The sequence below is a fragment of the Micromonospora ferruginea genome (assembly GCF_013694245.2).
GTDB classification, from domain to species: Bacteria; Actinomycetota; Actinomycetes; order Mycobacteriales; family Micromonosporaceae; genus Micromonospora; species Micromonospora robiginosa.
On record NZ_CP059322.2, the window covers coordinates 5,893,255 to 5,915,635 of the forward strand.

The 22,381-nt window shown below is 74.8% G+C and carries 22 protein-coding genes and 1 riboswitch; of the genes, 12 read left to right on the forward strand and 10 right to left on the reverse strand.

Annotation, left to right across the window (positions count from 1 at the left end):
• Genes H1D33_RS26280 through H1D33_RS26305 form a run of 6 tightly spaced genes read left to right on the forward strand, consistent with a single transcriptional unit; the run spans position 1 to position 2,426 of the window.
• On the forward strand, positions 1 to 339 hold the full coding sequence (locus tag H1D33_RS26280) for a gas vesicle protein GvpG (RefSeq protein ID WP_181570631.1): 339 nt from the start codon (positions 1 to 3) through the stop codon (positions 337 to 339).
• Positions 336 to 647, forward strand: a complete 312-nt coding sequence (locus tag H1D33_RS26285; RefSeq protein ID WP_181570630.1) for a gas vesicle protein GvpO — start codon at positions 336 to 338, stop codon at positions 645 to 647. The genes H1D33_RS26280 and H1D33_RS26285 overlap by 4 nt, the downstream gene beginning before the upstream one ends.
• A 1-nt stretch (position 648) precedes the next feature.
• On the forward strand, positions 649 to 1,020 hold the full coding sequence (locus H1D33_RS30430) for a gas vesicle protein (protein ID WP_181570629.1): 372 nt from the start codon (positions 649 to 651) through the stop codon (positions 1,018 to 1,020).
• The gene (locus tag H1D33_RS26295; protein ID WP_181570628.1) at positions 1,001 to 1,813 is read left to right on the forward strand and encodes a GvpL/GvpF family gas vesicle protein; all 813 of its coding nucleotides are present in this window, start codon (positions 1,001 to 1,003) and stop codon (positions 1,811 to 1,813) included. Before H1D33_RS30430 ends, H1D33_RS26295 begins: the two co-directional genes overlap by 20 nt.
• The gene (locus H1D33_RS26300; RefSeq protein WP_181570627.1) at positions 1,804 to 2,076 is read left to right on the forward strand and encodes a gas vesicle protein; all 273 of its coding nucleotides are present in this window, start codon (positions 1,804 to 1,806) and stop codon (positions 2,074 to 2,076) included. The genes H1D33_RS26295 and H1D33_RS26300 overlap by 10 nt, the downstream gene beginning before the upstream one ends.
• Positions 2,073 to 2,426, forward strand: coding sequence for a gas vesicle protein K (locus H1D33_RS26305; protein WP_220138735.1), 354 nt, complete (start codon positions 2,073 to 2,075; stop codon positions 2,424 to 2,426). The genes H1D33_RS26300 and H1D33_RS26305 overlap by 4 nt, the downstream gene beginning before the upstream one ends.
• A gap of 267 nt (positions 2,427 to 2,693) precedes the next feature.
• Here H1D33_RS26305 and H1D33_RS26310 read toward each other — a convergent pair whose 3' ends face one another.
• The 7 genes from H1D33_RS26310 to H1D33_RS26340 form a co-directional block, all read right to left on the reverse strand.
• Entirely contained in the window at positions 2,694 to 4,928 is a 2,235-nt protein-coding gene (locus H1D33_RS26310; RefSeq protein ID WP_181570626.1) for an AAA family ATPase, read from the reverse strand.
• A 39-nt stretch (positions 4,929 to 4,967) separates the two neighbouring features.
• On the reverse strand, positions 4,968 to 5,486 hold the full coding sequence (locus H1D33_RS26315; protein WP_181570625.1) for a hypothetical protein: 519 nt from the start codon (positions 5,484 to 5,486) through the stop codon (positions 4,968 to 4,970).
• A gap of 44 nt (positions 5,487 to 5,530) precedes the next feature.
• The gene (locus tag H1D33_RS26320) at positions 5,531 to 6,292 is read right to left on the reverse strand and encodes an ATP/GTP-binding protein (RefSeq protein ID WP_181570624.1); all 762 of its coding nucleotides are present in this window, start codon (positions 6,290 to 6,292) and stop codon (positions 5,531 to 5,533) included.
• Positions 6,270 to 6,719 carry a DUF742 domain-containing protein gene (locus H1D33_RS26325; protein ID WP_181570623.1) on the reverse strand — a complete coding sequence of 150 codons (450 nt, stop codon included), beginning with the start codon at positions 6,717 to 6,719 and terminating at the stop codon, positions 6,270 to 6,272. The genes H1D33_RS26320 and H1D33_RS26325 overlap by 23 nt, the downstream gene beginning before the upstream one ends.
• Complete coding sequence (locus H1D33_RS26330; RefSeq protein WP_181570622.1) at positions 6,716 to 7,180, reverse strand: roadblock/LC7 domain-containing protein; 465 nt, start codon at positions 7,178 to 7,180, stop codon at positions 6,716 to 6,718. The genes H1D33_RS26325 and H1D33_RS26330 overlap by 4 nt, the downstream gene beginning before the upstream one ends.
• A 102-nt stretch (positions 7,181 to 7,282) precedes the next feature.
• Positions 7,283 to 10,126 (reverse strand): sensor histidine kinase, encoded by a 2,844-nt coding sequence (locus H1D33_RS26335; RefSeq protein WP_307755259.1) that lies wholly within the window; start codon positions 10,124 to 10,126, stop codon positions 7,283 to 7,285.
• On the reverse strand, positions 10,113 to 11,261 hold the full coding sequence (locus tag H1D33_RS26340; RefSeq protein ID WP_181570620.1) for a hypothetical protein: 1,149 nt from the start codon (positions 11,259 to 11,261) through the stop codon (positions 10,113 to 10,115). The genes H1D33_RS26335 and H1D33_RS26340 overlap by 14 nt, the downstream gene beginning before the upstream one ends.
• Positions 11,262 to 11,634: 373 nt before the next feature.
• On the opposite strand from H1D33_RS26340, the gene H1D33_RS26345 reads away from it, so the two are divergent.
• The 3 genes from H1D33_RS26345 to H1D33_RS26355 all read left to right on the forward strand — a co-directional run bounded on the left by H1D33_RS26345 (position 11,635) and on the right by H1D33_RS26355 (position 16,118).
• Positions 11,635 to 14,499, forward strand: coding sequence for an alpha/beta fold hydrolase (locus H1D33_RS26345; RefSeq protein WP_181570619.1), 2,865 nt, complete (start codon positions 11,635 to 11,637; stop codon positions 14,497 to 14,499).
• Positions 14,499 to 15,383: an ABC transporter permease gene (locus H1D33_RS26350; RefSeq protein ID WP_181570618.1), complete on the forward strand. Its 885-nt coding sequence runs from the start codon at positions 14,499 to 14,501 to the stop codon at positions 15,381 to 15,383. The genes H1D33_RS26345 and H1D33_RS26350 overlap by 1 nt, the downstream gene beginning before the upstream one ends.
• 180 nt (positions 15,384 to 15,563) lie before the next feature.
• Positions 15,564 to 16,118, forward strand: coding sequence for a DoxX family protein (locus tag H1D33_RS26355; RefSeq protein WP_307755260.1), 555 nt, complete (start codon positions 15,564 to 15,566; stop codon positions 16,116 to 16,118).
• Here H1D33_RS26355 and H1D33_RS26360 read toward each other — a convergent pair.
• Together H1D33_RS26360 and H1D33_RS26365 are read right to left on the reverse strand one after the other, a co-directional pair.
• Entirely contained in the window at positions 16,105 to 16,749 is a 645-nt protein-coding gene (locus H1D33_RS26360; RefSeq protein WP_181570617.1) for a DUF4232 domain-containing protein, read from the reverse strand. The two genes, H1D33_RS26355 and H1D33_RS26360, sit on opposite strands and share 14 nt — an antisense overlap.
• 7 nt (positions 16,750 to 16,756) lie before the next feature.
• Positions 16,757 to 16,894: a hypothetical protein gene (locus H1D33_RS26365; RefSeq protein ID WP_220138734.1), complete on the reverse strand. Its 138-nt coding sequence runs from the start codon at positions 16,892 to 16,894 to the stop codon at positions 16,757 to 16,759.
• A gap of 182 nt (positions 16,895 to 17,076) precedes the next feature.
• Positions 17,077 to 17,210, forward strand: a riboswitch (SAM riboswitch).
• 12 nt (positions 17,211 to 17,222) lie between these two features.
• Between H1D33_RS26365 and thrC the strand changes: the two genes are divergently transcribed.
• The 3 genes from thrC to paaN all read left to right on the forward strand — a co-directional run bounded on the left by thrC (position 17,223) and on the right by paaN (position 21,635).
• Entirely contained in the window at positions 17,223 to 18,512 is a 1,290-nt protein-coding gene (gene thrC, locus H1D33_RS26370; RefSeq protein ID WP_181570616.1) for a threonine synthase, read from the forward strand.
• A 224-nt stretch (positions 18,513 to 18,736) separates the two neighbouring features.
• Positions 18,737 to 19,909, forward strand: a complete 1,173-nt coding sequence (locus H1D33_RS26375; RefSeq protein ID WP_181572575.1) for a GNAT family N-acetyltransferase — start codon at positions 18,737 to 18,739, stop codon at positions 19,907 to 19,909.
• A gap of 52 nt (positions 19,910 to 19,961) precedes the next feature.
• Complete coding sequence (paaN, locus tag H1D33_RS26380) at positions 19,962 to 21,635, forward strand: phenylacetic acid degradation protein PaaN (protein ID WP_181570615.1); 1,674 nt, start codon at positions 19,962 to 19,964, stop codon at positions 21,633 to 21,635.
• 61 nt (positions 21,636 to 21,696) lie between these two features.
• On the opposite strand, the gene H1D33_RS26385 is transcribed toward paaN, so the two are convergent.
• The gene (locus H1D33_RS26385) at positions 21,697 to 22,212 is read right to left on the reverse strand and encodes a GNAT family N-acetyltransferase (RefSeq protein ID WP_181570614.1); all 516 of its coding nucleotides are present in this window, start codon (positions 22,210 to 22,212) and stop codon (positions 21,697 to 21,699) included.
• Positions 22,213 to 22,381: the final 169 nt, after the last annotated feature.

The following is a 22,381-nucleotide window of genomic DNA, read 5'->3' on the forward strand; positions in this document are numbered from 1 at the left end:
ATGGACATCCTGTGGACGCTGCTGACCCTGCCCTACGCCCCGGTGCGCGGGTTGACCGCCATCGTCAAGGTGGTCGCCCGGGAGGCGGAGTCGCAGCAGCACAGCCCGGTCACCATCCGGCGTGAGCTGGAGGAACTCGACCGGGCCGCCGCTGCCGGCGAGATCACGCCGGAGGAGCGGGACCACGGGCAGCGGCGGGTGCTGGAACGACTGACCGGGCCGGCCGCCGGCCGTACCCCGTCGCCGGGTGGCGGCGCGGCGCGGCGGCCGGCGCCCACGCGGCGGGCGACCACCGACCGGCGCGGCGGGCCGCGCCGGCCAGGAGGGGGGCGACGATGACATCGGCGCGGACGCGGGACGAGCGGTATCTCGACGAGGACGACGAGGACGCGATCAGCGCCGCCGAGGCGGCCCGGGAGGGGCTGCGGCAGGTGGTGGCGCTGACCGGCCGGGACGCGCTCGGGATCACCTCGATCCAGCCCACCGACGACGGTTGGCTGGTCGGGGTGGAGGTGGTCGAGGACCGCCGCGTCCCGGCCTCGACCGACCTGCTCGGGCTCTACGAGGTCGAGCTGGACATGACCGGCAGCCTGCTCGGCTACCGGCGGACGCGCCGCTACCAGCGCGGCAAGGGCGACGGGGGCTGACATGAGCCAAGCGTCGACGCCCTCGGTGGTGCAGAACTCGGGCCAGGTGCTGCCGGCCGGCAACGAGCCGGCGAACCTCGGCGACATCCTGGAACGGGTCCTCGACCGGGGCATCGTCATCGCCGGCGACATCCGGGTCAGCCTGCTCGACATCGAACTGCTGACGCTGAAGCTGCGGCTGGTCATCGCCTCGGTGGACACCGCGCGGCAGATCGGCATCGACTGGTGGGAGCACGACCCGTGGCTCAGCTCCCGGGCCCGCCCGCCGGTCGAGCCGGGTCCGCGCGACCCGGAGGAGGTGGAGGCGTCGCGCCGGCCGCGGGTCGCCACCCGGGCCGCGAGGAGGGACCGGGATGACCAGTACGACCGCTGAGCCCGTACCGGTCGCGACCGGGACCGGCGTCTGGCTGCACGCGGTGACGTCCACCGTGGACCCGGCGTCGCTGGCCGGTGTCGCCGGCCTCGCCGGCACACCGGTCCGCGCGGTCACCGGCGCGGGCCTGGTCGCCGTCGTGGGCGATGTGCCGCTGACCGAGTACGGCGAGGAGGCGTTGCGCCGCAACCTGGAGGACCTGGGCTGGCTGGAGCGCGCCGCCCGGGCGCACCACGCGGTGGTGGACGCGCTCGCCCGGTCCGGTGCCGTGGTGCCGGCCCGGCTCGCGACCGTCTACCGCGACGACGACCGGGTGGCCGGGGTGCTGGCCGAACGGCACGCCACCCTGGCCGGCACGCTGGCCCGGCTCACCGGCCGCGAGGAGTGGGGCGTCAAGGGGTACGCGGTGCCCGGCGGCACCCCCCGCGTCGAGGAGCCCGCCGGCGGGGGTGGGGTGGGGGCGGCGTACCTGCGGCGTCGGCGGGCCCAGCTCACCGCCCGGGAGCAGGGGCAGCGGATCGCCGCCGACGCGGCGGCCGCCGTCCACGCCGCGCTGGGCGGGCACGCGGTCGACGCCCGGCGACACGCGCCGCAGGACCGGCGGCTGTCCGGCGCGCCCACCGCCATGGTGCTCAACGGCGCCTACCTGGTGGAACGCGCCGAGGTGGCCGCGTTCTCCGCGCTCGCCGCCGAGTTGGCCGACCGGCACCCGGAACTCCGGTTCGAGCTGACCGGCCCGTGGCCCCCGTACTCCTTCGTGGCCGAACCGGCGGCGGAGTCGGCATGGGAGTGACGGCGCTGGCGCCGAGCAGCGCCGACGACCCGGCGGCCTACCGGCAGGTCGCCCTGGTCGACCTGCTCGACCGGGTGCTGGCGACCGGCGTGGTGATCAGCGGGGACATCACGCTGGCCATCGCGGACGTGGACCTGGTCCGGATCTCGCTGCGCGCGCTGGTCGCGTCCGTCGGCGCGCTCGCCCCGCCCGACCTCGCCGCCGGCTCGCTCGTGTCGCCCGGTCCGGTGGCCGGGCCGCCGGAGCCGGTGGTGTCGCCGTGACCGGCCGGGACGAGGCGGCCGAGCTGGCGGTGGCGCTCGGCGAGCCGCGATGGCAGGCGCCCCGGGTGCGTCCGCTGGACCGCCGGCTCGCGGTCGACCAGGACTCGGTCGAGCGCGGACTGGCCAGCCTGGTGCTCACCGTCGTCGAGCTGCTCCGCCAACTCATGGAACGGCAGGCGCTGCGCCGGGTCGACCTCGGCGACCTGACCGACGAGCAGGTCGAGCGGATCGGCGCCACGCTGATGGCGCTGGAGGAGCAGATGACCCAGCTCCGCGAACACTTCGGCCTCTCCCCCGAGGACCTCAACCTGGACCTGGGCCCCCTGGGCCCCCTCCTCCCCACCGACTGACCGCGCCGACCGCGCCGAGGCGGCGTCGATCATGAAGTTAGCGGCCGGATCGGAGATCTACATCGCCGCCAACTTCATGATCGACCTGGCTTCCCGCGGGGTGGGTGAGCCGTCCTGGATGCCGGGAGTGGGGGAGATCTTGGTACGAAAGGGCCCCTCTGAGGGCCGTTTCGTACCAAGATCTTGAACTGCGGTCAGTCGGTCGATCGGTCGGGGCGGTGCTTCTTGACCCACTTCTCGACGTCTGTCTTCCGCCGGATTCCACGCCTACGGGAGGCGGTGGGTGTCGGCGTAGGACTCCAGGCGGGCCAGTTGGGTCGGGTCCAGGGAGGGGCGGACCCGGGCGCGGGCCGACGCGACGTGTGCCGCCGTCACGGTCGCGGCGGCCAGCGACTCGCGCATCGCGGCCAGGGCCGCCTCCCGGACCAGCGCCGTGCAGTCGGCGGCGGAGAATCCGTCCAGCTCGGCGCCGAGCGCGTCGAGGTCGACGTCCGGCGCGAGCGGGACGTGCCGGGCCGCGGCGCGGAGGATCTCGGCGCGGGCCGGCCCGTCCGGCGGCGGCACGTAGACCGGGCGTTCCAACCGGCCGGGGCGCAGCAGTGCCGGGTCGACCAGCTCCGGCCGGTTCGTCGCGCCGACCACCACCACGTTGCGCAGCGCCTCCACCCCGTCCAGCTCGGTCAGCAGCGCGGCGACCACCCGATCGGTGGTGCCCCCGTCGGTGGCCTGGCCGCGTACCGGGGCCAGCGCGTCCACCTCGTCCAGGAAGACGAGCGTGGGCGCCGCCTCGCGGGCCCGGCGGAACAGCTCACGGACCGCGCGTTCGCTCTCGCCTACCCACTTGGAGAGCAGCTCCGCGCCCTTCACCGACAGCACGTTCGCCCGGCCCGAGCCGGCCAGCGCGGTGACCAGGTAGGTCTTGCCGCAGCCGGGCGGGCCGTAGAGCAGCACGCCGCGCGGCGGCGTCACGCCCAGCCGGGCGAACGTGTCCGGATAGGTCAGCGGCCAGAGCACCGACTCGGTGAGCGTCTGCTTCACCTCGTGCAGGCCGCCTACGTCGTCGAGCGTCACCGAGGCCAGCTCCAGCGTGGAGGCGACCATCGTGGTCGCCCGGACCACCTCCAGCGCGGCGGTGAAGTCGGCCATCGCCACGGTCGGCGTCTCCGCCGTCTTCTGCCGCAGCGCCGCCCGCACCCCGGCCTCGCGCACCAGCGCGGCCAGGTCCGCGGCGACGAAACCGGGGGTACGCGCCGACACCTCGTCCAGCCGCACGTCACCGGCGAGCGGCACCTGCCGGGTGAGCACGGTCAACTGCTCGCGGCGCAGCGCCGGGTCGGGCAGCGGCACGGTGATCCGCAGCGCCAGCAGGTCCGGGCCGCGCAACGCCGGATCCACCGCCTCCGGCCGCCCGGTGGTGCAGACCACCGCCACCCCGGCGCGCAGGATCTCGTCGACCACCTGCCGGAACACGGTGGCCAGCGGGCCCGGCTCGTCGGCCGGGGCGAGCGCCTCCACGTCGGTGACCAGCAGCACGGCGGGCCCGCCGGCGCGTACCGCGGTGGCCGCCTCGCGTAGCCGCCGGGCCGCCGCGTCGTTGGCCAGCGCGGCCAGCTCCGGCGCCCAGAGCGGGCGGACCGACGCGCCGACGCGGGCGGCGACCGCGCGCACCAACGACGACTTGCCCGAGCCGGCCGGACCCTCGACCAGCACGCCCAGCGAAACCGTGGTGCCGAGCCGGCCCAGCACCTCCCGGTGGTGGAAGCCCAGGTCCAGCAGCTCGGTCAGCTCCTCGGCCTGGGCGCGCAGCCCGGGCAGCTCGTCCACGTCGGGCGCGTCCTCCGGGCGCCCGGACCGGAGTTGCTCGTCGGCCGGATGAGTCGTGCCGGCCGAGCGGTCGGCCGCCCCCGGAGGGGCGGAGCCGTGGGTGGCGGCGCCGTGCTCCCAGCCCACCACCGTGTCCATGGTGACCAGTGCGCCGGTGGCCGGCTCCGCCGAGACCACGGTCAGCAGGGTGCTCGTCCAGGCGTACCCGACGGAACTGGCGAGACTGCGCCGCGCGGCCTCGACCAGGCCGCGCACGGCGGCGTCCGGGAGCACGTCCTGCGGCAGCAGCGAGACGTCGTCGCCGGCGGTGACCACCTTGCCGAGCAGCGCGAGCCGCAGCATCTCCGGCGGAACCGCGGCGGTCACCGCCACCGGCCCGCTCAACGTGACCCGGGTCGCCGCGACGCACCGCAGCGGACTCACCGTGACCTGGCCGCCGGCTCGCAGGCCGAGGTTGCCGAGCAGCAGGTCGTCGGCGTGGAGCAGGAGGCTGCTGGTGCCCGGGTCGGCGGCCGCCGCGATGCCGGCGGTGACCCGCCGGCCGCTCAGCCGCACCGGGTCGCCCGGGCGCAGCGCCAGCGCGGTCAGCACCTCGGGGTGCAGGCGTACGACGCCGCGGCGGGCGTCCAGCGCGGCCGGCCGCAGGCTCGCGGTCAGGGTCAGATCGGGTTCCGCCACCCGCCGACAGTAGCCGCCGGGTCCACCCGCCGCCCCGCGTCAGCGCGGGCCCGGGTCCTCCAGCAGCGACGGGTCGCGGCGGATCATCTCGGCGAGCCGGGCCGCCGGATCCGACTCCAGCGGGTCGTGGCCGGGCGCGGCCACCGTCTTGACCGACATCGGCCAGGCCGGCGGCGGCGTCGGCGCGGGCACCGGACCCACCGTCACCTCCGGGCCCGCCCAGGAGACCCGCAGCGGGTACCCCTGATCGCCCAGCTCCACCCGCAGCGTCACGGCGAGCCCGGGGTGCTCGGCGACCACCCGCCGGACCGCCTCGGCGACCTCCTCGACCGGGTCCCGGCGCGGGGGCACCCCGGCACCGGGCAGCGGGACGCCGCCCCGCAGCCGGTACGCGCCGTGTCCCGCCCGGCGCTCCGCCGGCTGGACCCGGTCCGGGCCGTCGACCGGCGTCTCCCGGTCGACCTCCCCGACCGGTTCGCCGGGCAGCGGCACCCGGCGGCGCTGCGCCTCCTCGCGCCGCGCCAGCCGGGCCAGTGTCTCGTCCAGATCACCTCGCATCGCGTCCACCCCCTCGCAGATCACGGACCGAACCGACGGGCGGTTCAGCGTTCCCGGGCCCGGGTCGCCCGGTCCAGCGCCCGATCGAGGACGACCAGCAGGGCGTCCCGTACGGAGAGCCGGTCCCGGGCGTCGAACTGCACCAGCGGCACGTGCTCGGCGATCGCCAGCGCCCACCGGATCGACGGCAGATCCAGGGCCAGCCGCCCGTCGAAGGCGTTGACGCCCACGGCGAACGGCAGCCCGGCCCGCTCGAAGAAGTCGATCGCCGGGTAGCAGTCGTCGAGCCGGGCGCTGTCCACCACCACCAGCGCGCCGAGCGCGCCCCGGGCCAGGTCGTCCCACATGAAGCCGAATCGGGCCTGGCCGGGCGTGCCGAAGAGGTAGAGCTTCAGGCTGCGGTCGATGGTGACGCAGCCGAAATCCATCGCCACCGTGGTGGTGGTCTTCCCGGCCACCCCACCGGGGTCGTCGACGCCGATCCCGGCGGTGGTCATCTCCGCCTCGGTGGTCAGCGGCGCGATCTCCGAGATCGCGCCGACCGTGGTGGTCTTGCCGACGCCGAAGCCGCCGGCGATCAGGATCTTCACCGGGATCGGCGGGCGGGGCGCGGGCACCCGGCTGACGATCGGGGCGGGTTCCCCGGGCCCGCTCGGCGGCCGGTACGGCAACGGCGGACCGGCCGGCGGGGGCGGCGTGGCCCGGCCGATCAGCGGGGCCGGGTTGCCGTAGCGGGCGGGGGCGCTGTTCGCGGCCGGCCCGGCCTGGCCGGCCGCCCGCCATTCAGGAGATCGCACGAAGTCCATCAATCACTCGCAGGATGAGGTCCGGATCGAGGGCGTCGTCGACGTCCGCGACGTGCACGTCGAGGTGGCCGGCGGCGCGCAGGTCGCCGACCAGCACCCGGGTCACCCCGAACTGCATCCGGGTCCGGGCGGAGATCTCGGCGACCGACACCGGCTCGGCGCAGATCGCGACGATCGTGGCCAGTTCCGGTGCCAGCCGCGCGGTCACCGCCCACGAGCCGCTGCCGGGACGGGCGGTCACCTGGGTCTCCAGGCCGATCGACGGGTCGCCTTCCACCCGTCCGGCGGTGAGCACGAACGGGCGTGGGCCGGGCGGCTCCCCGCCGCCGTCGTCCGCCGCCGGGGCCGGGGTGGACGCGCGCAGGAAGGGGCGGATCCGGATGCCGGGTTCCGGCTCCGGGTCCCCACCGGCGGCCCCCGGGATCATTGCTGGACGGCGTTCTTCAGTTCGGCGATCAGGCGGGGGCTCAGGGCACCGCCGGCGCGGCCGGCGAAGAGCGTCATCTCGTACGCCACGGTGCCCAGGTTGGCTGAGCGGTCGGCGACCACGCCGAGGACCGAGCCGCTGCTGATCGCGCTGATCAGCAGGTAGCCCTCGGCCATGTCGACGATCACCCGGTTGAGGCCGCCCAGCGCGTACCAGCTCGCGGCGCCACCGGCGAGGCTGGTCATGCCGGAGACCACGGCGGCGAGCCGTTCCGCGTTGGACCGGTCCTTGATCGCGGACATGGCCATCAGCAGCCCGTCCGAGGAGACCGCGATGGCCTCCATCACCCCGGCGGTGCTCGAGGTGAACGAGTCGAGCAGCCAGTTGAAGGTGCGCGCCTCGGGGCTGAGGTCGCCGGTGGTGCTCTGTTCGACGTTGTCGTGCAGGAACGGGCTGGTCACCGTGATGGATCCTCTTCGTAGCGGCGGTCGGGACTGACTTCGCGCAGCGCACGGGCGACGCCCGCCTCGAACTCGGTGATGAGGTTGCGGACCTCGACGGGGTCACCGGGGTCGGAGCTGGTGGGGGGCGCGGGCGGCACCGGGGAGACGGACAGGTTCGCGCCGGGCACCCGCCGGCTGAGCCGGGGCCGTTCCGGTGTCGGTTCGGCCGGGGTGACGTCGTCCTCGGCTCGGCGTACCCCGTCCTGGAACGCCTCCACCAGGGCGCGGACCGTGGCCGGGTCGTCGGGGACGCCGATCAGCGGCCCGATCACCGGCCCGGCCGGCGCGGACGGTGGGCCGGCCGGCAGGTTCGCGCCCGGCACCCGCTTGCGGATCGGGCGGGTCCCGGCCGGTCCGGCCGGCGCGCCGACCGGTCCGGGGAGGCGGGCCGGGCGGCCGGCGGGAAGCCGGCGGGCGGCGTCGACCGCGGCGCGCCGGCTGGCGGGGTCGGGCCGGCGGGCGCGCGGCGGACCGGCGCGGCGGGGGCCGCCGAGTGGCCCGGGCCGGCGGGGGCCGCCGGGTGGCCCGGGCCGGTGGGCGTCGCGGGGTGGCCCGGGCCGGTGGGTGCCGAGTGGGCCGGCGTCGGGCGGGCCGGCGTCGGGCGGGTGGGCAGCGGGGCGACGGCGGGGCCGGTCGTCGGCCCGGCGGCCGGGGAGCGGCCGGTGCCGGGCCGACGACCGGTGTCGGCGGAGTGGTGCCCGCGGGACGCGCCGACGGGCCGGCGGGAGGCGTGGTGGGCGACCCGGCCGCGGGCGGCCAGGCGGGCGGCGGGCCGCCGGTGGGGAAGCGGAGGTCCTCGGCCGGCGGCGTGTCGACGGCCGGCGCCGCCGCCGCAACGGGCGAGACGTCGCCCGGCTCCGGCTCGTCGGCCTGGCTGCCGAACGCGTTCCACGAGTCGCCGACGGAGATGCTGCGGGTGGCCCGGCTCAGCAGTTCGGCGTCGAAGCCGGTGGGCTCGGCGGTGACCGGCGGCGCGGCGAGCGCGTGCTCCGTCGGTTCCGGTCGCCGCTCGACCGCCGGCACGGCAGCCCGCGCCACGGGCGCCCCCACCGGTTCCGGTCGCCGGATCACCAGCGAGCCGGTCGGGATCTCCACGGCGGCGGTGACGCCGCCACCAAGCGTCGCCGACAGCCGCACGTTCCAGCCGTGCCGGCGGGCCAGCCGGCCCACCACGAACAGCCCCAGCACCTCGGTCGGGGCGAGGTCGAGCCGCTCCCGCCGGGTCAGCCGGGAGTTCTCCTCGGCGAGCCGCTCCGCGGTCAGGCCGATGCCGTGGTCCACCACGATCAGCCGGGCGCCGGCGTCGGTCAGCTCGCCGGCCACCACCACCCGGGTGTGCGGCGGGGAGAACGAGGTGGCGTTCTCCATCAGCTCGGCCAACGCCAGCACCAGGTCGCCGGCGATCGCGGGCGCGGCCGAGACGCCGGGCGGGACCTGCACGTCGACCCGGGTGTAGTCCTCGATCTCGCCGAGCGCGAGCCGGACCACGTCGGCCAGCGGCACCGGCGCCACGTGCCCGTCCGAGCCGGTGGCGCCGGAGAGCACCACCAGGCTCCCGGCGTTGCGGCGCAGCCGGCTGGAGATGTGGTCGAGCCGGTAGAGGTGCTCCAGCCGGCCCGGGTCGGCCTCCTGCCGCTCCAACCGGTCGATCAGCGCGATCTGGCGGCCGACCAGGTTCTGCGTACGGCGGCCGACGTGACCGAACATCTGCGCCACGTTGCGCCGGCCGGCGACCTGCCGCTCGACCAGCCGCCCGGCGGTGTGCTGCACCCGGTCGAAGGCGCGGGCCAGGTCGCCGATCTCGTCCCGGGCGCCGACGTCCACCGGGTCGAGGCGTACCGGCGGCACCGACTCGGTCTCGTCGTCGGCCACCCGGGTCAGCTCCGCCTCGGTGACCCGGGCGATGCGCTCGGCGGAGCGGGTGAGCCGGCTCAGCGGCCGGGACACGGTCCGGGCCACCGTCATGCTGAGCAGCACGACCAGGAACAGGATCACGGCCGCCGCGCCGGCGACCAGCCAGGCCGCGGTGAGCGCGTTCCGCTCCTCGGTCCGGGTCTCCGCGATGACGTCCGCGACGACCTTCTTCTCCACGAACTGGCCCAGCGTGATCATCGAGCGGACCGAGGGGAAGAGCGCGTCCAGCGGCACCGGGGCGATCGCGCCGACCGGGTCCCGGACGCTGTCCTGGAGGAAGGTCGGGCTGGTCCGGGCCGCCACCGCCGCGTCGTCCAGCAGGGCCAGCTTGAGCTGCTCCGGCGTGATCAGCCGGCGGAACCGCCGGTTGTCCACGTTGAGCGCCGAGATGCAGGCGATGTACGAGCCGGCCACCCGCTGGTCGCCGGTCGCCCGGACCAGCACGATCTGGGTGGAGCACGAACTCAACGCCTCGTCGGTACGCAGCAGCGCGTCCAGCGCCAGCACCTGCCGGCCGGCCGAGGTCTTCGTGTCCACCTGGAACGGCAGCCGCAGCGCGTCGATCAGGGCGGTGTCGACCGCGGCGAACGTGGTGAGGATCTGCTGCGGCGTGGCCCGCCCGGCGAGCGTCGCGGTGCGGACGTCGGCCAGCCGGCGTACCCCGTCGAGGGCCTCGCGGACCGGCGCCGGCAGCGACTCGGCGCGCAGGTCGGCGATCCGGTCGTCGACGGTGGCGGACTTCTGGATCAGCTCGGTGCGGTTGACCCGACCGAGCAGCAGCCCGACGGAGAGCAGGCGCTCCTGCTGGAGGTCCTGGACCAGGCTGCCGATCCGACTGGCGACCCGGACCGTCTCGGCGGTGTCGGCGGCCCGCTGCGCGGCGGCCACCCGGTCGATGACCACCGGCACGGCCAACCCGACCATGCTGAGCAGCGGGATGATGACCAGCAGGGCGAGTTTGCCCCGGATCCGCAACCTAGCGAGCAGCATCGAACGGCCTCCACCGCTCGGCCTCGGCGCCCGCGCCGACCCCGACGGGTCGACGGTCGGCGTCGCGGGCGGTGGCCGGTGGGTCCGGGCGGACCGCCGGGGGCAGCGCGGCGTCGGTCGCCGGGCGCGTCCGGGCGGCCTGGCGCCGGAACAGGGTCAGGGCCAGTCCGATGAGCAGCGCGATCGCCACCCCGGCCGCGACCCGGGCCAGCAGCCGGTCCCGGTCGAACGAGTCCAGCCGCTTCTCCAGCAGCCGGTCGAGCTGGTCGAGGATGACGGTCCGGAGCTGCTTGGCGGCGGCCTGGGCGGTGATCCCGGCGGCGGTGAGCTGGTTGGGGTTCGGCGCGGCCTGGCCGCCACCGGCGGCGGTGAACGCTTCGAGGGAGCGCTGGTAGGCGTCCAGCGGGGTGAGCACGTTCGCGCCCAGGTCGGTGCTCTCCGAGCTGTCCACCGCCGCGCGCAGGTCGGCGACCAGGTCGTTGGCCGGCCCGAACGCGGCGGCGCGCAGCTCGGCCAGTTCGAGGCCGGTCCTGGCGCGCTGGGCGGCGGGTCGGGTGGGGGCCAGCCGGACCAGGTCGGCGAGCCGGGCGGCCAGCACCGTGGCGGTGGGCAGGTCCCCGCTGATGCCGTCCTGGAGGAAGAACGAGTCAGGCTCCGGGTCGCGGATCAGGCCGGAACTCTCCCGTACCTTCCGGTAGAGCGCGAGCAGCAGGTCGTTGGCCTCGCCGTACGCCACGTAGGCGGCCTCCGGGTCGGCGAGCCCCCGGTCCGGCAGACCCTCCAGCTTCGCCCGCAGCCCGGCCCACCGCTCGTGGCTGCGCAGCTCGTCGCCGACCGCGTCGTCCACCTGTGCCACCTGCTCGATGGCGGCGTTCAGCGCGGTGCGGGAGACCGGCGCCCCGGCGACGGCGGTGGACTGGGCCTCGACCAGCGCGTCGGTGACCGGCCCCAGGGCGCGCAGGTAGCGGACGCCGAGGCGTTCCCGGCTGGCCAGGTCGTGGTCGTCCGAGGTGTTCCCCTCGGCGACCGCGAAGAGCAGGCCGAGCGGGGCGACCAGCGCCAGCGCCAGCAGCAGGGGCAGGACGCGGCCCGGTACGGAGGGCCGCCGACGGACCCGCGGCGCGGGAACGGTCATGGTCTGTCTCCTCCGGCGACGGCGGGGCGGTCGGTGCGCGGGAGGTCGCCGTCCGCAGTCCCGTCCACCGGACCGGAAAATTAGCCGAACGGGGCGCGGGTGGAGCCGTGGTCGTGGAGTCGGCTTCACGTCAGTTCGTCCGGGGTCACCGATAGTCGATAAAGAGGACACTCAGCGTCCGATTGCACCGTCGAGACGCGGCATCAACGGTAATTTGCGGCTGTAGATGTGAATTCACGTGATCCGAATACATGTCGCTGGGATGCTCTGGACCTTCTGCGGACGACGGGCGGCACACACCGAACGGTGCAACCGGACGGACGTACGGCGGATCTCAGGGAACGCTCAGCCGGAGCGCCGTACCGTGTGCCGCATGAGATCACCCGTGGCGCGGGTCCGGCGCGCCCTCGCCGGCCACCCGCGCCGGATCGTCGCCGCCGCAGTGGTGGTCGTCCTGGTCGCCGCCGCGCTGCTCTGGGCGGTCCGGCCGCAGGGCGCGGACTTCCGGACCGAGTCGGCGGTGGTGAACGTCCGCTCCGGGCCCGACGGCGACGAGCCGGTCGACCTGGACACCACGCTCTACCTGCCGGCCGACGCCTCCGAGACCGACCGGGTGCCGGCGGTGCTGCTCGCGCACGGCTTCGGCGGCACCAAGGAGTCGGTACGCGCCGACGCGGAGGACCTCGTCGCCCGCGGCTACGCGGTGCTCACCTGGACCGCCCGTGGCTTCGGCCGCAGCGGCGGCCAGATCCACCTGGACAACCCCGACTACGAGGTGCGCGACGCGCAACGCCTGCTGGACCGGCTCGCCGCCCGCCCGGACATCCGCCTCGACTCGGCCGGCGACCCGCGCGTCGGCGTGGTCGGCGGCTCGTACGGCGGCGGCCTGGCCCTGCTGCTGGCCGCGCAGGACCCCCGGGTCGACGCGATCGTCCCGATGATCACCTGGAACGACCTGTCCCGCGCCTTCCTGCCGGAGAGCACCGGCAAGGCGCCGACCGAGGGCGTGTTCAAGAAGGGCTGGGCCGGCATCTTCTTCGGCGGGGGCGGCAACGCCGGCTCCGGCCCGGCCGGACTCTCCGGCGCCACCGCCGCCGTACCCGAGGGCGCACCCGCCTCGGCCGGTCCGGCGAGCCCGCAGCCGGGCGCCGGTCCGGGCAGCGGCTCCGGCCGGGCGCCCGGTGGCGCCGCCGACCCGTCCTGCGGCCGGTTCGCCGCCGACGTCTGCGCCGCGTACCTGCGCATCGCCACCACCGGCCGGGCCGACGCCGCCGCGGTCGAGCTGCTGCGCCGCTCGTCGCCGGCCGGCGTGCTCGACCGGATCAAGGCGCCCACCCTGCTGGTGCAGGGCGAGGCGGACACGCTCTTCCCGCTCACCGAGGCGGACGCTAACGCACGCGGCATCGCCGCCGCCGGCACCCCGGTGCGGGTCGCCTGGTTCACCGGCGGCCACGACGGCGGCGCCGGGCCGACGTCCGACTCCGACCGGGTGAAGTTCCTGACCGCGCAGTGGCTCGACCACTACGTCAAGGGCGAGGGGGCGGCGCCGGGCGACACCTTCACGTTCTCCCGGATCGCCGGGTTCGACGCGCTCGACCGCGGCCTGGTGGCCACCGGCTACCGCACCGACGACTACCCGGGCGTGACCGGGCAGCAGCGCCGCGACGTGGCGCTGACCGGCCCGGCGCAGCCGGTCGCGGTGCCGCCGAACGGCAACCCGGCGGCGATCTCCGCGATCCCGTTCGCCGGGGCGCTCGGCTCGCTGCTGGACGGCGTGGCCGGCGACATCCCCGGCCAGCACGCCCTCTTCGAGTCGGCGCCGCTGGACGAGCCGGTCGACGTGGTGGGCGCACCGACCGTGCGGATCCGGGCCGCCTCGAAGACCGGTGAGGCGGTGCTCTTCGTCAAGCTCTACGACGTCGACCCGCAGGGCGCGTCGACGCTGCCGGACGGCCTGGTCGCGCCGGTGCGGCTGACCGGCCTGCCGGCCGGCCTCGACGCCGCGACGCCGGTGACCGTCACACTGCCGGCGATCGTCCGGCGGGTCGAGGCCGGGCACCGGTTGCGGCTCGTGGTGGCGACGTCGGACCAGGCGTACGCGACGCCCGCCGAGCCGGCGGTGCACACCGTGGCGCTCGGCGACGGCCCGGTGGTGCTGCCCACCGTGGACGCCGCGCCGATCCCCACCTCGGCCGCGATCTGGCGCTGGGTGCTGGCCGGCCTGCTCGCCGCGATCGTGGCCGGGCTGGTCGTGGTGGTGCTGCTCACCCGCCACCGGCACCGCCGCCAGGACCGCTCGGTGCACCCGGAGTACGCGGGCGTCCCGCTCGCCGTGCGCAACCTGCGCAAGGAGTACGCGGACGGCTTCGTGGCCGTCTCCGACGTCGACTTCGAGGTGCACCCCGGTCAGGTGGTGGGCCTGCTCGGGCCGAACGGCGCCGGCAAGACCACCACACTGCGGGTGCTGATGGGGCTGACCCAGCCGACGGCCGGGGAGATCTACGTGTTCGGGCACCGGCTGGTGCCCGGCTCGCCGGTGCTCTCCCGGATCGGCGCGCTGGTCGAGGGGCCGGGCTTCCTGCCGCACCTGTCCGGGCTGGACAACCTGAAGGCGTACTGGCGGGCCACCGGGCGGCCGTGGGAGGACGCGCACTTCGACGAGGCGCTGGAGATCGCCGGCCTGGGCGACTCGGTGCACCGGCGGACGAAGAAGTACAGCCACGGCATGCGGCAGCGGCTCGCCATCGCCCAGGCCATGCTCGGCCTGCCCGAGCTGCTGGTGCTCGACGAGCCGACGGACGGGCTCGACCCGCCGCAGATCGCCGAGATGCGCCGGGTGCTCCAGCGCTACGCCACGGACGGCCGGGCGGTGCTGGTCTCCAGTCACCTGCTGGCCGAGGTGGAGCAGACCTGCACCCACGCGGTGGTGGTCAACAAGGGGCGGATCGTGGCGTCCGGCCCGGTCGAGGAGATCGTCGGCGAGTCGCCGAGCGTGCTGTTCGAGGTGAGCGACCCGGACGCGGCGCGGTCGGTGCTGGACCGGCTCGGCGGCGTACGGGTGCTGCCCGACGACGACGGGGCGCTGGTGGTCGACACCAACGGCACCGCCCGCAGCGAGGTGGTGGCCGAACTGGTCCGGGCCGGCATCGGGGTGGACCGGGTGGTGCCCCGGCGTCGCCTGGAGGACGCGTTCCTCGCCCTGGTCGGCGAGAACTCTCGGGGAAGCGGTGACCGGTGATGGTGGACTCTCAGGTGGCGCCGAAAGGCAGTGGCGGGGCGGCGGCCGGCTACCGGCCGTCGGCCACGATGCCGTTCGGGGCGGAGTTCCGGCGGCAGGCGTCGCGCCGGCGTACCCAGTTGGCGCTGGGGTTCATGGTGCTGCTGCCGTTGATCATCCTGGTGGCGTTCCAGTTCGACTCCTCAGACGACGACGGCGGCGGGCGAGGCGAGTTCGCCAGCCTGGCCGACCTGGCCACGTCGGGCGGGCTCAACTTCACCCTGTTCTCCATCCTGGTGTCGGCGTCGTTCCTGCTGGTCGTGGTGGTGGCGCTGTTCTGCGGTGACACGGTGGCCAGCGAGGCGAGCTGGGGCAGCCTGCGCTACCTGCTGGCCGTGCCGGTGCCCCGGGCCCGGCTGCTGGCGGTGAAGCTGGTGGTCGCACTGGCGTACTCCGGCCTGGCGCTGCTGCTGTTGGCGGGCACCGCGCTGGTCGCCGGCACGCTGCGCTACGGCTGGAAGCCGCTGAGCAGCCAGGTCTCCGCCGAGCTGGCCCCGGCGGACGGGCTGCTGCGGCTGCTCGGGGTGCTCGGCTACCTGGCGGTGGTGCTGCTGGTGGTGGCCGGGTTGGCGTTCCTGCTGTCGGTGACCACGGACGCCGCGCTCGGGGCGGTCGGCGGGGCGGTGCTGCTCTGGATCCTGTCCAGCATCCTCGACCAGATCACCGCGCTGGGCGGGCTGCGCAACCTGCTGCCGACCCATTACAGCAGCGCGTGGCTGGGGCTGCTGTCGTCGCCGATGCAGACCGACGACGTGGTCAAGGGCGCGATTTCGGCGGTCGTCTACGCCACGCTGTTCTGGTCGCTCGCCTTCTGGCGCTTCACCCGCAAGGACATCACCAGCTGAGCATGAAAGGCGGGGCCCCCGCTTAACGCCTCCGGTAGAGGAGGGGGCCCCGCTTAACACCTCGCGCCCATATCATGGGAGCGTTCCCATGTACTCGTCCCGCCAGCAAGGAATTGATTAACTTCAATCTCTGTAGCGACCATCCTGGACGTCGTCCGATATCCGTCCAGGAGGTTTCCCATGGTCCCGGCGCAGCTGAACGGTCCCGTGCAGTCCCTGTTCCGCATCGTCATCGGCGCGCTCTTCGTGTGCCACGGCGCGGCGTCGATCTTCGGTGTCTTCGGTGGGAACCCGGCCACCGGTGGGGCCGTACCGGCCGGCACCTGGCCCGGCTGGTGGGCCGCGCTGATCCAGCTCGTCTGCGGCGCCCTGGTGCTCGTCGGGCTGTTCACCCGGCCGGCCGCGCTGCTCGCCTCCGGCTCGATGGCGTACGCGTACTTCGTGGTGCACCAGCCGCACGGCCTGCTGCCGATCGGCAACGGCGGTGAGCTGGCCGCGATCTTCTGCTGGTCGTTCCTGCTGGTCGCGGTGCTCGGCCCCGGCCCGTGGGCGCTCGACGCCCTGCTGGCCCGCCGCCGTCCCGCCGCCCCCGTCGAGACCCCGTCGGCCCCCGCGCGTCCGTCCCCGCCTGAACCGGCGAGATCGTGGTACGGGATCGCCCCCGAGGGGCGGTCCCGTACCACGATTTTCAGCGGCACGACGGCTGCGGCGGGCGGTGGGGTCAGAGCGGGTTGACCGGGGTGGTGGCCGTCGAGGGTGGGGCGTCCGGCACGGCTGGTTGCGTGGTGGGAGAGGCGGGGAGGCGCTTCCAGACGCTCAGGCCGAGGCGGCCGGTGTTGCCGAGGTCGATCGGTCCGTCCAGGGTGACCGGTTGCGACGGGCGTCCGGCCTGCGGCGCGACGTCGAGCTGCCGGCCCTCGGTGGCCGCCACGGTCGAGTCGGTGACCGTGTTGCGCCAGAGCAGCGTGGCGCCGGCCCGTTCGCCGGGGAGCAGCACGATCCGGGTGGGCGGGGCGTCGAAGCCGGAGGTGATCCCGGCGGCGCCCGGGACGGTGTGGACCGTGATCGGGTCCCCGTCCGCGTCCCGCAGGCGCACCGCCGGATAGCCGCGCAGCTCGTACGGCTGGTTGCCGCAGTTGACCAGGTCCAGGCCCATGGCCCGCAGCCCCATCGCGGCGCTGACCCCGGTCTCGGCGATCCGGACGCCGTCCGGGGGGCAGGTCGTCGGGCCGGGCGGTGTGGATTCGTGCTGGCCCGGCCGCGGGACGGGGCCGGACGGCGGGTCGACCGGTGCCGGTGCCCGGGTGCAGGCCGCCAGGAGCGTCAGTGCCGCGAGGAGGCCGGTCCCGGCTGCCGCGTTGCGCATCCGGTGATCATGCCACCGTCCCGGGTGCGGCGAGGACCGCGTCGAGCAACCCGGGACAGGTGCGGTCCAGTTCGTCGCGGCGCAGCCGGACGTAGCGGCTGGTGCCGACGACCCGGGTGCGGGTGGGGCCGGCCTCGCGCAGCACCTTGAAGTGGTGCCAGCGCGGTGGCCGACCTCACCGGCCTCCGGCACGCGCCGGCCGCCGTCGTCGACCGCCCGGCGGTGGTGGAACCGGTCGCCGTGGTCGGCCGTTGAGCCGGCCCACTGCGTGGGATCCCGGGGTGGCGACGACGTGAGCGGCGCATAGACTCGACGGCACAACTGCATACCTCATCCAGAGGGGCTGAGGGATACGGCCCGACGACGCCCCGGCAACCACCCGCACGCTCGACGCCGAGCGCCCTGCGGGCAGGTGCCAATTCCGTCCCCGCCGCACCCGGCGATGCGGGGAAAGATGAGAGGAACTCCTCGACATGACGTCGACGCTTCCCGCCGTCTCCGGCATCGACACCACCCGCAGCCCGGCCCGCGCCCTGGTCTGTCGCGCCTGTTCGGCGCGTTATCCGCTGGCCGCCCAGCACGCCTGCTACGAGTGTTTCGGCCCGCTGGAGGTCGACTACGACATCGCCGCGCTGGCCACCGTCACCCGGGAGCAGATCGAGGCCGGCCCGAACAGCATCTGGCGTTACGCCGCCCTGCTCCCGGCCGGTCAGGATCCGGCCACCCGGGTCACCCTCGACCCGGGGCTGACCCCGCTGGTCGCCGCCGGAAATCTCGCCGCCGAGCTGGGCCTCACCGGCCCGCTCTGGGTCAAGGACGACAGCGCCAACCCCACCCACTCGTTCAAGGACCGGGTGGTGTCGGTGGCGCTGACCGCCGCCCGGGCGCTCGGTTTCACCCGCTACGCCTGCGCGTCCACCGGCAACCTGGCCAACTCGGTCGCCGCGCACGCCGCGCGCGCCGGCGTGCCGTCGGTGGTCTTCATCCCCAGCGACCTGGAGCAGGGCAAGGTCGTCACCACCGCGGTCTACGGCGGCGACCTGGTCGCCATCGACGGCTCGTACGACGACGTGAACCGGCTCTGCGGGGAGCTGGTGGAGACCGACGAGTTCGAGGACACCGCCTTCGTCAACGTCAACGTCCGGCCGTTCTACGCCGAGGGCTCCAAGACGCTCGGCTACGAGGTGGCCGAGCAGTTGGGCTGGCGGATCCCGGCCCAGGTGGTGATCCCGATGGCCAGCGGCGAACTGCTCACCAAGATCGACAAGGCGTTCACCGAGCTGGTCGAGATCGGGCTGGTGGAGGCGCCGGCCGGCGGCTGGAAGGTGTTCGGCGCCCAGTCCGCCGGGTGCAACCCGATCGCCACCGCGCTGCACGACGAGCGCGACACCATCGTCCCGGTCAAGCCCACCGGCATCGCCAAGTCGCTGAACATCGGCGACCCGGCCGCCGGCGTCTACGCGCTGGAGGCGGTCCGCCGTACCGGCGGCTGGATGGAGTACGCCGACGACGACGAGATCCGCGCCGGCATCCGGCTGCTGGCCCGGACCACGGGCGTGTTCGCGGAAACGGCGGGCGGCGTGACGGTGGCGGTCCTGCGGAAGCTGGTGGAGTCCGGCCGCCTCGACCCTACGGCGGAGACGGTGGTCTTCAACACCGGCGAGGGCCTGAAGACCCTCGACGCGGTGGCCGCCACCGCCGGCCCCACCCACCGCATCAAGCCCAACCTCCGAGCCGCCCGAGACGCCGGCCTCCTCTCCTAACCCCCTCCCGCCCCTCTCCCTCACCCGCCCCACCTGCGTCGATCTTGCACTTTCTGCCCCGGCGAAGGGGTGAATCGCCCTTACGTGGGGCCGAAAGTGCAAGATCGACGAAGGGGGCGGGTGGGGTGGGGAGACGGGGGTGGGGGCGGGGGTGACGGGGGGACTGCGGGGAGTGGCAGAAAACCACCGCCAAGGACTTGACGGCAGGAACCGGACGGCGCAAGATGCTCGGTGCGGGAGGGCATCCGCCGGAGACTTTTCTAAGTTTTGCGACCCAACGCCGGAGGCGTTGTGCGGACGTCCCTCCCGACCAACCTCGCGCAGGGCCAGCGGAAAACCGCTGGCCCTGTCGCCGTTTCCGGCCCAGGCTCACCGTCATGGGCCTGACCGTCACTCCGCTGGATCCCGCCGACCCGTCGACGCTCGACGCGGCGTACCGGATCGACTGCGCGGCCCGCGCCGTGGACGAGCCGGACCTGCCACCGACCTGCCGACGGCGGTTCGAGGCGCTGCTGCGGCACCCGATGCCCGGGGTCGACGGGCGCTGGGCCGTCGCCCGCCTCGACGGGGAGCCGGTCGGTTGGCTCCGGCTGCACCTACACACGCTGGAGAACACCGAGAACGCCAGCGTCGAGCTGGTGGTGGACCCGGCCCACCGGCGCCGCGGGATCGGGCGTGCGCTGCACGAGCACGGCCTGCGGCTGCTCCGCGCGCACGGCGGCAAGCGGCTGGTCGGTTCCACCACCGCCGCGCTGCCCGGCGAGGAGGACCGGGAGTTCCCGGGAGCGGCGTTCGCCGTCGCCATGGGCGCGAAGGCGGCGAACGCCGACGTGCGCCGACGGCTCGACCTGGCCACGCTCGACCGGCCCCGGCTGGACGCGCTGCACGCCGACGCCCGCGCGGCGGCCACCGGCTACCGCACCGTGCACTGGCGCGACCACGTGCCCGACGACCACGTCTCCGACGTCGCGCACCTGGAGGGCCGGCTGCTGCTCGACGCGCCGATGGGTGAGCTGGCGTGGGAGCGGCAGCGGATGGACGCGGAACGCAAGCGGGGCGTGGAGCGGGCGCTCGACGCGCGGGGCGTGCGCCGCTACAACACCGGTGCGGTGCACGAGGCGTCCGGCCGGTTGGTCGGCTGGAGCCAGCTCAGCCTCAACGCGAGCAGCACCGACCACGCGTGGCAGCAGATCACCATCGTCGACCCCGGCCACCGCGGCCACCGGCTCGGCCTGCTCTGCAAGGCCGCCAACCTGGGGTACGCGCTGGCGCACGAACCCGCGCTGCGGATCGTGGACACCTGGAACGCCGCCGCCAACACCCCGATGATCGCTATCAACGAGCAGCTCGGCTTCCGCCCGGCCGCCGGTCACGTCGACTGGCAGTTGACGATCTGAGTTGTGACACGCCCCTACTGATCTGGTGCCTTCCTGTTGCATGATGGCGGGCATGACGGAGACCCCGCACCCCCTGTACGACAGGCACGCCGAGACCCTCGACCGGGCGCTGACCGCCATCACGGAGCGCGGGTACTGGTCCGCCTATCCCGAGTCGCCCAGCCCCCGGGTATACGGCGAGACCGCCGCCGCCGACGGCAAGGCCGCCTTCGAGGCGTACCTGGGCGGCGACTTCCCGCTCGACCAGGCCGGCGACGGCAGCACGGTCGCCACCGAGGCCAGCCCGTTCGGGGTGGCGCTGGACGTGCGCTACCCGCACGCCGACGCCGACCAGCTCGTGTCCGCCGCCTCGGCCGCGCTGCCGGCCTGGCGCGACGCCGGCCCGAAGGCCCGCGCCGGGGTGTGCCTGGAGATCCTCGACCGCCTCCACAAGAACATCTTCGAGCTGGCCAACGCGGTGCAGTTCACCAGCGGGCAGGCGTTCGTGATGGCGTTCCAGGCCGGCGGCGCGCACGCGCTGGACCGGGCGCTGGAGGCGGTCGCCTACGCGTACGCGGAGATGACCCGGCACCCGGGGACGGCCGGCTGGGAGAAGGCCGCCGGCAAGGGCGACCCGCTGCGGATGACCAAGACGTTCCACGTGGTGCCGCGCGGGGTGGCCCTGGTCGTCGGCTGCAACACGTTCCCGACCTGGAACTCGTACCCCGGGTTGTTCGCCTCGCTGGTCACCGGCAACCCGGTGGTGGTGAAGCCGCACCCGCGTGCCGTGCTGCCGCTGGCGATCACCGTGAAGTACGCCCGCCAGGTGCTCGCCGAGGCCGGCTTCGACCCGAACCTGGTGCAGCTCGCCCCGGAGGCGGCCGGCGAGAAGCTCGCCTCGACGCTGGCCCTGCACCCGGCCGTGAAGATCGTCGACTTCACCGGTTCCACCGAGTACGGCGACTGGCTGGAGGCGAACGCCCGGCAGGCCGCCGTCTACACCGAGAAGGCCGGCCTGAACACGGTGGTCATCGACTCCACCGACGACTTCGCCGGGCTCTGCCGCAACCTGGGCTTCACGCTCACGCTCTACAGCGGCCAGATGTGCACCACGTCGCAGAACCTGCTGATCCCCCGCGACGGCATCGACACCGACCAGGGGCACAAGAGCTTCGACGAGGTGGCCGCCGGGATCGCCGGCGCGGTCGCCAAGCTGACCGCCGACCCGGCCCGGGGCGTGGAGCTGACCGGCGCGATCGTCAACGACGGGGTGCTGGAGCGCCTGGACGAGGTGACCAAGGTCGGCGAGCCGGTGCTGGAGTCCCGCACCGTCGAGCACCCGTCCTTCCCGGGCGCCGTGGTGCGGACGCCGACGGTGGTCAAGCTGGACGCCGGCGACGCCGCGACCTACGGGCGGGAGTGGTTCGGGCCGATCTCGTTCGCCATCGCGACCGACTCGACCGAGCACAGCCTGCGGGTGCTGCGCGAGACGGTGGGGGAGAAGGGCGCGCTGACCGCCGCCGTCTACTCCACCGACGAGGCGGTGCTGGACGCGGCCGAGGCGGCGGCGGTCGACGCCGGGGTGCACCTGTCCTGCAACCTGACCGGCGGCGTGTTCGTCAACCAGTCGGCGGCGTTCTCCGACTTCCACGGCTCGGGCGCGAACGCCGCGGCGAACTCCGCACTGACCGACGGCGCGTACGTGGCGAACCGCTTCCGCATCGTCCAGTCACGCCGCCACGCGTGAAAGGCGGGGCCCCTTCTTAACGCATTCGGTAGAGGAGGGGCCCCCTTTTAACAACCCGCGCTCAGGCCGGGCGGCGCATCTGGAGTTCGCGCAGGGCGGGGATGCGCGGGTGGCCCACGCGTACCCCGGTGTCGGTGAAGCCCAGCTTCTGGTAGGCCCGGAAGGCGCGGTCGTTGCCGACCACCACCTCCATCATCAGCTCCGGCCGACCGCAGGCGCGCGACCAGGCCGCCACCGCGTCCACCAGCGCGGCGAGCAGCCCGCTGCCCCGCCGGTCCGGCGTCACGTAGACCGCGTACACGAGCGTCAGCCCCGGCTCGTCCGGTGCGACCGTGCCGCCGGCGTGCCCGACCAGGCGACCGCCCGGGTCGGCGACGAACTGGGCGGTGTGGTCGCCGCGGGAGACCGCCGCCACCCGCGCCGCGAAGTCCGCGTGCGGCCGGGCGGCGGCCTCGGCGACGGTCTCCAGGAAGGCCAGCGGGGCGTCGGCGAGCATCTCCAACCGGAGCGCCCGCATCCGGGCGGCGTCGTCGGGACGGATCCGGCGGACCGTGGTCGGGGTGGGCGCGCTGGTCATGCCGCATGCATACCGGACCGGTGCGGAACCGCGCCTCAGCGGGGCCGTGGAGCGCCGAATTATGCCCGTTTTGTGGTCGTGCGCGGTCGTCACGCCTCGTGTAGCGTGCGATTTCGGTCACCGTATTCAGCGGCCGTCGCCGATGGCTCGCACCGGTGCCGCCGGTGCC